This window comes from Glaciihabitans sp. dw_435, from assembly GCF_018449675.1.
Classification (GTDB): Bacteria; Actinomycetota; Actinomycetes; order Actinomycetales; family Microbacteriaceae; genus Glaciihabitans.
In genome coordinates, this window is record NZ_JAAVUZ010000013.1 from 34,838 (window position 1) to 47,823 (window position 12,986).

Annotated in this window: 10 protein-coding genes; 7 read left to right on the plus strand and 3 right to left on the minus strand. The window is 66.3% G+C overall.

Annotation, left to right across the window (positions count from 1 at the left end; genetic code table 11):
• Positions 1-13: 13 nt before the first annotated feature.
• Entirely contained in the window at positions 14-655 is a 642-nt protein-coding gene (locus HB677_RS14670) for an acyltransferase (protein ID WP_213816479.1), read from the minus strand.
• A 50-nt stretch (positions 656-705) separates the two neighbouring features.
• On the opposite strand from HB677_RS14670, the gene HB677_RS14675 reads away from it, so the two are divergent.
• Genes HB677_RS14675 through HB677_RS14685 form a run of 3 tightly spaced genes read left to right on the plus strand, consistent with a single transcriptional unit; the run spans position 706 to position 3,686 of the window.
• Positions 706-1,344 (plus strand): hypothetical protein, encoded by a 639-nt coding sequence (locus HB677_RS14675; RefSeq protein WP_213816480.1) that lies wholly within the window; start codon positions 706-708, stop codon positions 1,342-1,344.
• Between the two features lie 24 nt (positions 1,345-1,368).
• Entirely contained in the window at positions 1,369-2,667 is a 1,299-nt protein-coding gene (locus HB677_RS14680) for an MFS transporter (RefSeq protein ID WP_213816481.1), read from the plus strand.
• Positions 2,664-3,686, plus strand: a complete 1,023-nt coding sequence (locus HB677_RS14685; protein WP_213816482.1) for a hypothetical protein — start codon at positions 2,664-2,666, stop codon at positions 3,684-3,686. Before HB677_RS14680 ends, HB677_RS14685 begins: the two co-directional genes overlap by 4 nt.
• Before the next feature lie 10 nt (positions 3,687-3,696).
• Here the strand turns inward: HB677_RS14685 and HB677_RS18900 are convergent, their stop codons facing one another.
• Positions 3,697-6,858, minus strand: a complete 3,162-nt coding sequence (locus HB677_RS18900; protein ID WP_213816483.1) for a N,N-dimethylformamidase beta subunit family domain-containing protein — start codon at positions 6,856-6,858, stop codon at positions 3,697-3,699.
• 232 nt (positions 6,859-7,090) lie between these two features.
• Between HB677_RS18900 and HB677_RS14695 the strand changes: the two genes are divergently transcribed.
• Positions 7,091-9,010: a DUF4082 domain-containing protein gene (locus tag HB677_RS14695; RefSeq protein ID WP_213816484.1), complete on the plus strand. Its 1,920-nt coding sequence runs from the start codon at positions 7,091-7,093 to the stop codon at positions 9,008-9,010.
• 21 nt (positions 9,011-9,031) lie between these two features.
• On the opposite strand, the gene HB677_RS14700 is transcribed toward HB677_RS14695, so the two are convergent.
• The gene (locus HB677_RS14700; RefSeq protein ID WP_213816485.1) at positions 9,032-9,721 is read right to left on the minus strand and encodes a hypothetical protein; all 690 of its coding nucleotides are present in this window, start codon (positions 9,719-9,721) and stop codon (positions 9,032-9,034) included.
• 134 nt (positions 9,722-9,855) lie between these two features.
• On the opposite strand from HB677_RS14700, the gene HB677_RS14705 reads away from it, so the two are divergent.
• The 3 genes from HB677_RS14705 to HB677_RS14715 are packed head-to-tail and all read left to right on the plus strand — an operon-like array spanning position 9,856 to position 12,983.
• Positions 9,856-10,761: a glycosyltransferase gene (locus tag HB677_RS14705; RefSeq protein WP_213816486.1), complete on the plus strand. Its 906-nt coding sequence runs from the start codon at positions 9,856-9,858 to the stop codon at positions 10,759-10,761.
• Positions 10,762-10,815: 54 nt separating this feature from the next.
• Complete coding sequence (locus HB677_RS14710) at positions 10,816-11,589, plus strand: hypothetical protein (protein WP_213816487.1); 774 nt, start codon at positions 10,816-10,818, stop codon at positions 11,587-11,589.
• A gap of 8 nt (positions 11,590-11,597) precedes the next feature.
• Positions 11,598-12,983, plus strand: coding sequence for an O-antigen ligase (locus HB677_RS14715; protein WP_213816488.1), 1,386 nt, complete (start codon positions 11,598-11,600; stop codon positions 12,981-12,983).
• Positions 12,984-12,986: the final 3 nt, after the last annotated feature.

A 12,986-nucleotide genomic window follows, 5' to 3' on the forward strand; every position in this document is an offset into this window, starting at 1 on the left:
ACCTCCGAACCGCTCAGTCCAGTGCCGTCACCAGGCCCGCGGACTCCCGATACCGCTGGCCCGTGGCGGGACAGACGAGGATCACCCCGGACGGGTCGCCCCCGATCCGGTCGGATTCCTGCGCGTCTTCCGGTATGAGTCGCACCCCGGCGCGACCCACCCAGCCGACGCGCCGGGCGGGCACCCCCACCATGAGGGCGAAGTCGGGAACGTCTGCGGTCACCACGGCTCCCGCGGCGATCATCGCCCACGCCCCGATGGTGACCGGCGCGATGCACACTGCACGCGCACCGATCGACGCCCCCCGCAGGGCGGTCACCCCGACGGCATGCCAGTCGTCTGCGGTCTTCAAAACTCCCTCGGGCGTCACCGCCCGGGGAAACACATCGTTGGTGAACACCGCGGCGGGACCAACGAAGACGCCTTCAGCCAGCACCGCCGGCTCGTACACGAGGGCAGCATTCTGCACCTTGCAGTTGCTTCCCATGGTTACCCCCGGGCCTATGTAGGCCGCACGACCCACCGTGCACTGCTCGCCGAGGACGGCACCCTCGCGAATCTGCGCCAGATGCCAGATGCGCGATCCATCGCCGATCACGGCGAGCGGATCCACATCGGCGGTGTCGGCCACCCAGGCGGCAACTTTTTCGTCCATACGGCCAGAGTCTGGCCGACATACCCAGCGCAAACAAGGGGACTGCTGTCATGAAGCGCACAGATCACACCACACCCGTCACGACGGATCCACCGCGGATGAGCCCGCGCCGTCGTGTCATCACCATCGGCCTGTCCGCCGCGGCGATCATCACCGCGGCCGCCCTCGCCCTCGACACCCTGCCGTCCGGAACGAACGGAGCCATCGCGGCACCGGACGCCAGCCAGACCAGCGCCCGGGCGGCGTCCACCCTTCCGCCCCTCGAGGTGGGGCTTCCCACGGCAACGCCCACGGGACTTCCCCCCACGCCGCCGGTCGCCCCGTTGCTGACCGCGGTTCCGCGCACGGGAAGCGCAAAGGGCAAGTTCGTCGACGGCTTCCCTCCGGTGCTGCGCACGATCCTTGCCGGCGCCACAGTGGTCTCCAGTTCCGTCGCCTCCGAGGGAAACATCGTGCAGGCCGGCGTGGTGGGCACCATGCCCGTGTCCGCGGACTCCGCGATCAAGGTCGTGAAGGCGGCGCTCTTCCGGCTGCGGTTCAGCTCCGTTGTCACGCAGCCGTCCGCCACCACGACGTCCGTCGTGTTTCGCACGAAGAAGCAGGACACCGTGACGCTGGCAATCACGCCGACCGGTAAGTCCAGCATCAGTTTCACCATTCACGCGGTGCTGCGCACGGCGAAGAAGTAAGAGCAGCCCCGGGGGGAATCACACGTGTATATATCGGTATCCGATCGGCCGGGCGGGACGGACGATGAGGCGGATGACGCGGCCCGCGTCTCACGGCGTCCCGTGCGCGTTGCCCCGACCGTCGTCGCCCTCGGCTTCGTCAGCCTGTTCACGGACATCTCGTCCGAGTCCGTTGCTGCGGTACTGCCGCTGTACATCACCGCGGCCCTCGGGCTCTCCCCGCTGGCCTACGGATTTCTCGACGGCCTGTACCAGGGGGTCTCCGCGATCGTGCGGATCGCCGCGGGGTGGGCATCCGACCGTGGGGACCGCCCGAAGCTGATCGCGCTCCTCGGCTACGGCATCTCCATGCTCGCCCGGATCGCCCTGCTGTTCTCCACCGGGCTCGGCGCGATCACGGCCGTGGTGGCGTTCGACCGCATCGGGAAGGGGATCAGGACGGCACCGCGGGATGCCATGATCACCGCGTCATCCGCCCCGCCTATTCTCGGTCGTGCATTCGGGGTGCACCGCACGCTCGATACGGTCGGCGCGATGGTGGGGCCGGTGCTCGCGTTTGTGGTGCTGCTGGTCATCCCGGACGGATACTCCACGGTGTTTGTGCTCTCGCTTGCCTGCGCCATCATTGGGGTGACCATCCTCGGTGCCTTCGTGCCCAACATGCGGCCGAACGCCGAGCGTGCGCAGTCGGCCCGGCACCCGCTGAAGATGAGGGTGCTGCTGGCTCCGGCGCTGCGCCGGCTGCTCATCATCGCCGCCCTGTTCGGGCTGCTCACGGTGGGGGATGGCTTCATCTATCTCGTGCTGCAGAGCAAGGACTCGTTCGCGACCGTGTGGTTCCCGCTGCTGTATGTGGGAACGAACTTCGCCTACCTCGCGCTCGCGGTGCCGTTCGGCCGCCTCGCCGACCGGTGGGGGCGGATGCGCGTGTTCGTCCTCGGTCATGGGGCGTTGCTCGCCACCTACGTGCTCGCGGCCCTGCCCGGCATTGGCGTGGTGACCACGGTGGCCTGTCTGCTTCTGCTCGGAGTCTTCTACGCGGCGACGGACGGGGTGCTGGCCGCGCTCGCCGCGCGGTCGGTTCCCGCGGAGGCGACGGGCAGTGGCATCGCTGCCGCCCAGACGGTGGTGGCCCTTGCACGGTTCGCGGCGTCGACCGGCTTCGGGGTGTTGTGGTTCACGCTCGGGCGCACCGGTGCGATCACCACCGTCGCGATCGGTCTCGCGGTCGTGCTCGCCGTCGTGGTGATCCTCATTCGCCGGATGGTCCGCTCAGGTCCGGTGGCCGACCAGCGGCCCCGGCCTCCCGTCGGCGTGCAATGACGCCCCGCGCACGCTGGGCCATCGTCGTTGTCATCACCACGATCGCCCTGGGAGCGGCGTCTGTCTACGGCGCGTTCGCCTTCGCGCGCTACCAGCAGCGCCAGCAGACGCCTCCCGATGTCGCGATCATCGCCGCGCCCTCGTCGCCCGCAGGCCCGGTCGACAACGGACCGGCGCAGGTGTACTTCCGCAATACGGCGTCGGGTGCAGACTTCGGCCACGTGGCATCCGTTCCCCTGTCCTCGCCGCAGGGCGCGCGCACCATCACCGATCAGGTCTGTGACCGTCTCTACGCCACGCGCACCGACCGGGTGTGCCTGAGGACGAACCCGGGCATCCTCACCACGTTCGAGGCGGTCGAGTTCAACGCCGCGTGGACGCAGCTGCGCACCTGGCCGCTTCCCGGCATCCCGAGCAGGGTGCGGATAGGGGCGGATGACACGGTCGCCACCACCGCGTTCGTGACGGGTCACGCCTACGCACCCACCACCTTCTCGACCGCGACGGTTATCGAGCGCGGCGGGCAATCGGTGAACCTCGAGGACTACACCTTCACCATTAACGGGAAGACGATCACGGCGGCCGACCGCAACTTCTGGGGAGTGACCTTCGCGTCGGACGGGGACACCTTCTACGCCACGGCGGCGACGGGACGGTCCACGTGGCTGGTGCGCGGCAGTATGTCCCGGCGAACGCTCACCGCCATTCACGACACGGTGGAATGCCCGTCGCTGTCGCCGGACGGCACCCACATTGCCTACAAGAAGAATGTGGCCGACGGCCTGGTTCCGGACTGGCGCATCGCCGTTCTCGATGTGGCGACCAACACCGAAACCGTGCTCGCCGAAAAGCACAGCGTCGATGACCAGGTCGAATGGCTCGACGACTCCACGGTGCTCTACGGGCTGCCGCGCGCGGGGCAGACCGGTGACAGCGATGTCTGGTCCATCGGGATAACCGCGAGCGCCGCACCGTCCCTCTTCATCCGGCACGCCTGGTCACCCGCGGTAGTGCGGTGAGGAGCGATCCTTAGTTGAACACCACGTCGACGAAGTAGCTCGACGACGAGGGGGCGGACGGGAAGGCGCCCGAGTACGAGAAGGTCCCGGAGTCATTGGCCACGACAATGGGTCCGCGGGTGAACCCACCGTTGAAGCCGTTGACCGTCAGCGAATAGGTGCCCGTTGTCGAGGTGTAGCCCACGATGTAGTCGGTATTCGCGGTGATCGCCACCGGGGTGGCGAAGGTGGCGGTCTGCCAGCCCGCGGAGCTCTCCGACGTGGTGGTTGCCGTGCCCTTCACGGTGCCGTCGCTGGCGAACAGCTTCAGCGTGTGGACTCCCGTGTTGTCCTGTGACTTGTAGAACCGCACGGCGCTGACGGTTCCGTTGCGGGTGGTGGCGAACCGCATCCCGAGACTCAGCGCCACACCGTCGTTGGCCGACATCACCGCGGGTTCCGCGCTGTCGTCGTACACGCTGCAGGGGCATGTGCCGACGGTCGCCGGCGGGTTGGCGGTGGTGAACGACCAGCTGCCACCCGACGTGAGCGTGACTCCCTCGGGCGTGCTCGCGGTCAGCGTGACCGTGTACGTCGTGGCGGCGGCGAGAGGCGAGCTCGGGGTGAAGGTGTACGTTCCCCCGGTGGTGCCGAGGGTCCCCGGTGCGGGAGACGCCGTCGCACCGCCGACGGCGACGTTGGATGGATTCCGCACGAGGAACACGACGGAGGACGGGGTGACGGCACGGGAGAAAGTGGCCCCGATTTTTGCCGTCGTGGGCACACTTGTTGAGCCGGCGATGGGGAACTGGGCGGTGGCGCTCAGCGGCGTGTCATTGATGAGCGTGAAGACAGCGTCGACGTAGTAGTTGTCGGCGATGTGGACGGTACCGGGAAAGCCGCCGGTCGTGGTGTAGACACCGGAGGTCGAGCCGTAGCCCCCGGCAACCTGGAGTGGCGCAGGCGTGCTTCCACGGTACGACCAGTAGAACGGATCCACCGCGTAGTGACCCGCCGGCGCGTTGTACGAGACCACATAGCTCTGTCCCGCGGTGACGGCCACCGATGCGGCGAACGTCGCGGTTTGCCACCCGGACGCGGACTCGCCCGAGAAGTTCACCGTGGCCAGCTGACCGCCGGAGGAATCCCACAGCACACCCGTGTGGGTGCCCGTGTTGACGGAACTCTTGTAGAACCGCACGCCCTTCACATAGCCGTTGGTGGTCGGAGTGAACCGCAGGCCGAGGGTCACGGGAGTGGTGTCACCGGAATCCGCGATGACGGGCGTCTCGGTGCCGAGCACACTGAACGGAGACCCGACACTGACGCTCACGGACGACGGCGTTGAGGGGTAATTGCCGCTGTCATCGATGGCCCTCACCCGGAGCGCGGTGGTTCCGGTGCCGTGCTGCGTGTACGTGAAACTCCAGCTGGTGGTGCCGGTCGCCGGATGCCACGTGGCGCCCGCGTCCGTCGAGTACTCAACACCCGCGACGCATCCGCCCACATCCGATGCCGTGCCCGTTGCGGTGACGGTGGTGCCGTTCGGGATCGATGCACTGGCCGTCGGTGAGGTGATGGTCACGGTCGGTGCCGTTGCGTCGGTGCTCTTGCTGGCGGCGACGAGGGGACTGGCGAGGGTGGTGGGCTGCGCGTCCATGTCGGCGAGCAGGTTGACCTGCGCCTGCTGCATCCGCACATCCGCCGCCGCGCCGTTGCCATCGTGCGTCTGGTCGAGCCCCCACGTCCACTGCACGGAGCCCGCGGAAAACACGAGGGCTGTGCTTGGCGCCCGGTACAGCGTGATGTGATGGGTCGTGGTTCCGGCAGCGACGTTGTTGCCAAAGTCCTGGAGGTACTGGGGAACTGCCCCCGTGGTCGTCGACAGCCTGATCAACCCCGGGGGTCGCGAACCATTGTCGACGTCCTCGTTGGACTCGTAGCCGATCGTATGGGCGGCGAGGGTAGCCGAGGTCCCGGCGGCGAGCGAGGCGAGGCTGGTATTCCGCCACAACCGGCTCTTGCCCTCCTTCGCGCTCACGGTCACGGCAAGGTCGGAGAAGTTTGACATGTACTGGGTGCCCGTCAGGGCATTTTCCGGCAAGCCGGCGCCGTAGGCGGTCGTGGTGTACCGCGGGTCACGCCAGGTGCCCGTCCACTGCGGCGAGGTCTGGTCGATCTTGCCCCAGCCCCAGGTTTCCTTGTAGGAGACGAGGGTCCTGTAGGCGTTCCCGCCGGTGGTGGATGCCTCGTACCGGGTGCGCCAATACACGTCGTTGCCGCCGAGGAAGGCGAGGTTGACGCCGGCATCCCGCGCGGACGTCACGTTCGCGCGCTGGGCACTCGACCAGTACTCGTCGTGACCGACCGACAGGAAGACCTTGTGGTTGGTGAGCAGAGATCCGTAGCGGTCGGTGTCGACGCCGCTGAAATAGCTGACGTCGTAGCCGTTCTTCTCCAGGAATCGGACGAGGGGATATTCGGCGCTGAAGTAGAAGTCGCGGCCGTCGTTGGCCGCGCGGGTGACGACGGGTCGGTTGTAACTGACCTTGTACGCGCGGCCATTGGCGGCACCTTCATAGAAGTCCGATCCGCCGTACGTGTTGTAGGCCTGCCACGTGGGGTCCGAGGTCTGGAAGAGCACTGCTGAGGTGCTCGCCTGGTTGCGGACGACAAAGGTGATGTGGCTCTGGCCGCCGGTATCGGTGCGGGTCAGGAGCGCGAAGTAGACCCCCGACACGGCGGTGGACGGCACGGGCCAGGACGCGGAGACCCCCCAGTTGCCACAGTCCAGCATTTCCGTACTCGAGTCGGGGAGGCAGGCGGGTTGCGTCTGGGGGAGTGTTGCCGTCACGGGAACGGGCGCCGTGTTGATCTTGCGCGCGCCCAACCCCTGGTAGTACCCGGTTCGGTAGATGTCGATGGTGTACGCCGAGGCATCCGTATCCACCTTGAAATACATGGTCGAGCCGACGTTCACACTGATGTCGGTCGAGAACCCCTGAATGGAGCCGTCACCGGCACCGGTGATGTCCCACACGGACGGATCGGTGCCTGGCTGCAGGTTTTCGCAGACGATGGCGTTGCTTCCGGCGGGGCAGGTTGTCGCCGAGGCGGAGAGAGGCACCACAAGGCTTGCGGTGATGAGGGCAAAAATTACGGCGCCACGAAGCGCCCATCGCTGTGTTTTCACTTGCCAACTCGGGTAATTAGCACGCGACCCCACACACGGGAGGGCACCCGCGTGTGGGCTGAATGGAGGGAGCGTATCGGCCCCTAATTACTGAGCGCAAGGGGGTTAATACTGAGCTTGCGCGAACCCCCATCACCAAAGTGGAATACCGGATGTAGCGTCGTTCAAATTCCATAGGTCATCGTGCGCGTGTGCAGATCACACCGCTGAGAAACGGAACTTTGGTCACACAATGAATAATTTAACGACAGCTACGCCTCACACCCCGGAGCGGGACCGATCCCGCCGCAGGGCTCCCCGATCGCTCGCCATCGTGCTCACGCTCATCGCGGGACTCTTCACCGCCTCGGCCATAACGGCCGCCGACAGCGCCGACGCTGCGGTATCCCAGGGACTCTTCGGACAAAACGTTGTTCCGAAAACCATCACCGACTCCGACACCAACACCGTCGAGCTCGGAGTCCAGTTCGTCAGCAATGTCGCTGGAACGGTCAAGGGTATCCAGTTCTACAAGGGTCCACGGAACCTCGGCACGCATGTCGGGAGCCTGTGGACCAACAAGGGCATCCGCATCGCGAAGGTGACGTTCACGAAGGAGACGGCGTCGGGGTGGCAGACCGCGATGTTTTCCTCACCCGTCGCGATCGCGAAGAACTCCACGTATACCGCCTCCTACACGGCGCCACGCGGATCGTACTCGGCGGACACAAACAGCTTCTCCCGTGCCCAGTACGTCGGCAACCTGACGCTTCCGGCCGGCGGTGGCGTGTACTCGTACTCCAGGCAGACATGGCCGCGGAAGAACTACCAGAACAGCAACTACTTCGTGGACGTGGTGTTCAGCCCGACGGGAACGGCTCCGCCGGCCGGTCCGCCGACGACGCCACCCACAACCCCGCCGACGACGACGCCGCCCACCACGACGCCCCCGACGACGCCGCCCACCACGACACCTCCGACTACGCCACCATCGACGACGCCGATCCTGTCGCTTCCGCGGGTGCCGTGGGAAGGTGGATCGGACTACTGGAAGAAGTTCCCCCGGGCCAACGCCGCCGGATGGGCGAACGCGAGTTTCTTCCCGATCGTGATCTGGTACAACGGCATCTCGTCTGACCCCGAGGTTGCCTACGACAAGTCGGTGGGCATCAACACCTACATCGGGATGGACAGCAACACTGACTTCTCGCTCTTCGAAGACAACAACGTGTTCTGGATCGGCGACCAACTGCGGAATGCGAGCACCACCAGCAAGAACTGGGTGGGCAACATCCTGGACGACGAGGTGGACGGCCGGTTCACCCCGGAAGAAGGCCGCGCCTACCTGCAGAGGCTGAAGGACGGATACGCCGGCAATGGCAGGTTCAACTACGCCAACTTCACCTCGATCGTCATTCAGAGCTACGCAAAGCCGTCGGATGCGCAGGCGTACGTGAACAACTACACGGACGCCGTCTCGGTGGACGCTTACTGGTACACGATTCCGTTCTGCGACTGGAACCCATACCCCGGCGTCGGCTACTACCTGGAGCCCCTGAACAAAGCCAACTGCCGCACCTCATCGTCGTACGGCAAGGTCGTGAAGATGTTGCGCCAGCAGGATGCGGTGGACGGCAAACTGCAGCCGATCTGGCAGTTCGTTGAAGACCTCAACGGGGCGCCACCGGAGACGCCGCGGCTGATCCAGCCCGGCCAGCTCAAGGGTGCGGTGATGGATTCCATCATCAACGAGGCCCGGGGCATCGTGTACTTCAACCAGAGTCTGGGGGGCTCGTGTGTAGCGGGCAGCGTGCTGCGCCAGTCGCAGGTTGTGCCCAACTATTGCGGAGCAGCGCAGGTCGCCGCGGCCAAGGACGTGAATAACTTTGTGCACTCGCTTGCCCCCGTCATCAACACGCAGTCGTACGCGTACACCTTCGGCCCGGGACTTGACACGATGCTCAAGGCCTCGGGGGATTCGGCGTACGTGTTCGCCATGATCGATGGGGCGAGCCAGCCCGGAAGCCGGACTTTCACGCTCCCGGTCGGAGTGACGGGATCGACGGTCACGGTGGTGGGGGAGAACCGCACCATCCCGGTGGGCAACGGCCGCACCTTCACCGACTCGTTTGCCCAGGAGTACACCTACCACGTGTACAAGGTGACGATCTGATCCGCGTCACGCACTGAGAGGTCAGTGCGCGGGATGAGGTGTCGGCGCGGCAGCGCCGGCACCTTTTCTGCGCCGCGAGCGCCAGCGCCCCACCTGGACGGCCGCGGAGTCGACACCGGCGCTGGCGACGACCGCGGAGGCCCCACCGAGAGCGAGGATCGCCAGCGCTGCCCGGGGAAGGTTGCCTCCCACGTAGCCAATGACCGGAGCCTCGGGGGACGTGATCGTCTCGATTCTGTCCGCTGTCGCCACGTGCTGCGCGCTCTGCTCGTCGGCGGCGATGCGGGAAATTCGGTCCGTGACGTCGGTAACGGTCGCCGAGACCTGCTCGGGGCTGGATCCCACCACCTCCACTGACAGCATCTGGCGGTTGAAATTGGTTCCCCACTGACCGCCGGAATCCACGAGGGTCACCCGGTATCCCTCTCGAACGCCCTCGCCGTAGAGCGAACTGCTCTGCAGCGTAATCGGCGCACTGCCGCGATTGCCGTTGAACTTCCGCTCCACGAGAGCGGCGAACTGCACGATTCCGTCGGTGAAGTCCTCGAGCGTGTTGACGCTCAGCGGTGACAGGAAGACGACCTGGACCTGGGTCGTGTACACGCCCTGAATCTTCGACACGGATCCGATGGAAAACGCCGTCACCGCCGCACAGACGAGCACGACGTACCAGCGCCGCAGCAACAGTCTGAGCACGCCCCGTACGGTCATCGCATCCACTCCCGGCGTTCTCGACCCCCGCTCATAATAATCGCGGCACTTCCTTTGCCAACCCGCTTGTGCGAAAGGTGACGGCGGGGTTAGCTATCGCCACTAACCCACCGCACCCGAGCGACGGGACCCGCATGTCTTCCGAGATCGACCACGTCATCCTTACCCGCTTCAACCTGCCCTCGGCGGGTGTGGAGAGCTTCGTCCGCGCCCAGGAGGGGTGGCTTCGCACGCGCATCGTGCTGTTCGAAACGTATTGCCTGCCCTCCGTGCGAGCGCAGACCAACCAGAATTTCACCTGGCTCATCTATTTCGATCCCGAGAGCCCTGATTGGCTCATGGAGCGCATAGCCCTGCACGCTGCCGCAGGCGCGTTCGTGCCGAAGTTCCGGACGTCGGTCGATGCCGAAGAACTGCTGAGCGACCTTCGCGAGGTGTCGGGGCAGAAGGGCCGGTTGCTGCTGACCACCAATCTCGACAACGATGACGGGCTCGCGGTGGACTTCGTCGACAGGCTGCAAAGCGTTCCCTCCACCCCGGACCGAACGGCGCTGTACATCGGAGACGGCCTCATTTCCTCCCCGGACGCCGTCTACCGCCGCCTCGACAGACACAACGCTTTCTGTTCGGTGCGGGAAACCTGGGATGAGCCGATGACCTGCTGGGTCGACTGGCACGACCTGCTGCCGACCCGGATGCCCGTCACCGTTGTGCGCGGAAACCCCGGCTGGCTGCAGGTGATTCACGGCACCAACGTCAGCAACCGGGTACGGGGCAGCCGGGTCGCCCCTGCCGTCTACGCCCGGCTCTTTCCCGGTCTGCTCGACGGCATTGTCGCGCCGAGTAGCGCCGGGATACTGCGGGACCGGTTCGTGGAAGCGCCACTGCGCACCGCGCGGGACGGGGTTCGGATCGCTGCAAAGCGTTCGGTTCGGGCCGTGCTTGGCCGGGACGGTCTCGACCGCCTGAAGTCACGACTGGCCGTGGCGCGCTCACGCCTCACCCGGAGTCGCGCCGCCGCACCGAGGAGTTCGCCCTGATCGGCGCGTTCCTGTGTCTCCACCCATTCGTCTTACCCGATGAGGACGTAACCCATGTACTTGCGTGACCTGATGCGGAGCCTTGCGCGCCGGTGGTATTTCCTGATTGTGGGGCTTGTGGTCACCGCCGGGCTCGCGATCGCGGCCTTCCGGGTCATCCCCGTCAGCTACGACTCCCAGGCGAGCCTCGTTCTATTGCCGCCGAAGACCTCGACGCAGACCGTCGGCAACCCGTTCCTGTTGCTCGGTGGGCTCAGCCAGGCTGTCGACATCCTCACCAGGACGGTGCAGTCCGACGAGGTCAGTGCGGCGCTGCTCGATGCTAATCCCGGAGCAAAGTTCACGATTGACGCCGACAGGTCGACGACCGGGCCCATCATTCTCATCACGTCGACCGCGCCGACCGCCGCGGAGTCGCTCGCGATGACCGCGGATGTGGCCGCGGCAGTTCCCACGTCCCTCACCGAGTTGCAGAGTTCGCTGTCGGTGCCGAACAACTCGCGCATTGGGGTCATGACCCTGACCGTCGACGAGAAGGGAACCCTCGATGCAAAGACCCGCACCGAAGCGGTCCTCGGGATCACCGCCGTCGGCATCGTGCTGTCGGTGTTCCTCATCGGTCTGATCGATGGGCTGCTGCGATCGCGACGACGCCGCGGAGTGCGCGTGAGCGAACGTCCGGTCGTCTCTACGACGACCGAGGACTCCGCTCCCGCGCTCGACCGGGCGACCACCGCCGAGGGAGAGCGTGAGCGGTCGCCGGGCGACCGCGAGGCCGAACCTGCGATGGACGATGACGACCATCGCTCCCGCGCGGTCGTGGAGTAGCGGCAGCGATGGCGGTGCGGGCCCGGAGCCGGGGCGGGGACACGGTCGTCTCGACCCTGCCGCGCGCGCGCAGGCTGAGGATCGATGCCGTCTCCGTCCTCAGCGTCTATCTGGTGCTGTTGTTCGTTGTTCCCTCCGACCGCACCATCGCGCAGCTCGCCGGCGCGGGATCTCCCGCCATCCTCTTCGGCGGGCTCGCCTTCGTGTGGTGGGCCTGGTACCAGCTCGCCCGCACCACCCGGACGATGGGCGTGGGCCGCAAGCCCGTCCGCATCGTGCTCGCCATCTTTCTGGCCGCCGCCGCGGTCAGCTACATCGTCGCGGTGCTGAGTCCCCGCCCGGACGGCGAGGGACGCGCCACCGACATGGGTGTGCTCCGGCTCGTCTCGTACGCGGGAATCCTCCTCATCGCGCACGACGGGATCAGCGACGCGACCCGCTTCCGGGTGCTGGTGCGGCGTCTCGTCACCTGGGGCGGGCTCCTGGCGGCCCTCGGCCTCGTGCAGTTCGTCACCAAGCAGTCGTTCGTCGACTCGATCGTCATCCCGGGGTTCACCGTTGCGCAGGACTTCTCGTCGGTGCAGGGTCGCAATGGCTTCGCGCGCGCGGCCGGCACGGCGGCCAACCCGCTGGAGTACGCGTTCGTGCTGTCGATGATTCTCCCGCTCGCGTTGACGATCGCGGTGGATGACTCGGAGCGCCGGGCCCTGCGCCGGTGGTGGCCCGCCGCGCTCATCATCACGGCACTTGCACTGTCCGGCTCCCGCTCGGGAGTGATCGGTCTCGCCGTCGCCGTTGTTCTGCTCATCCCGACCTGGACGGCGGCCGTGCGCTGGCGCGCGCTCGTGGTCGGAGCTCTCGGTCTCGGCGCTGTCTATCTGCTGGTGCCGGGAATGATCGGCACCATCCGGTACCTGTTCGTCAACATCGGGGACGACGCGAGCGCGAACTCCCGCACGGGCAGTTACGACACCGCCGTCGCGTTCATCGAGACAAATCCCATTTTCGGCCGCGGGTTCGGCACGTTCCTGCCGCAGTACAGGATTCTCGACAACCAGTACCTCGGTAGCCTCATCGAGCTTGGTTTTGTCGGCACGGGTGCGTTCATCGCCATCATGTTCACCTGTGTGGTCGTCGTGTTCCGCGCGCGGACACGACTGAACGAGCGGCTGCCACGCCAGCTCGCCCAGGGGCTCGCGGCCTCGGTCATCGGGGCGGCGCTGATGATCGCGTTCTTCGACGTGTTCTCGTTCCGTATGGCGGCCGGCACGCTGTTTCTCGTGCTTGGCATGTGCGGGGCGTACGGAAGCGTCGGGCACAAACTCGCTCCCGACCGGGGAGCCCTTGTGCTGTCGGTGCCCGCATTCGGGATGGGGAGTCGGGCCCGGCACTAACCG

What these genes read in the sequence shown, in the direction of transcription:
- HB677_RS14670 (WP_213816479.1), bottom strand. Translation starts at nt 655, where the DNA reads ATGGACGAAAAAGTTGCCGCCTGGGTGGCCGACACCGCCGATGTGGAT.
- HB677_RS14675 (WP_213816480.1), top strand. Translation starts at nt 706, where the DNA reads ATGAAGCGCACAGATCACACCACACCCGTCACGACGGATCCACCGCGG.
- HB677_RS14685 (WP_213816482.1), top strand. Translation starts at nt 2,664, where the DNA reads ATGACGCCCCGCGCACGCTGGGCCATCGTCGTTGTCATCACCACGATC.
- HB677_RS14695 (WP_213816484.1), top strand. Translation starts at nt 7,091, where the DNA reads ATGAATAATTTAACGACAGCTACGCCTCACACCCCGGAGCGGGACCGA.
- HB677_RS14700 (WP_213816485.1), bottom strand. Translation starts at nt 9,721, where the DNA reads ATGACCGTACGGGGCGTGCTCAGACTGTTGCTGCGGCGCTGGTACGTC.
- HB677_RS14705 (WP_213816486.1), top strand. Translation starts at nt 9,856, where the DNA reads ATGTCTTCCGAGATCGACCACGTCATCCTTACCCGCTTCAACCTGCCC.
- HB677_RS14710 (WP_213816487.1), top strand. Translation starts at nt 10,816, where the DNA reads ATGTACTTGCGTGACCTGATGCGGAGCCTTGCGCGCCGGTGGTATTTC.
- HB677_RS14715 (WP_213816488.1), top strand. Translation starts at nt 11,598, where the DNA reads ATGGCGGTGCGGGCCCGGAGCCGGGGCGGGGACACGGTCGTCTCGACC.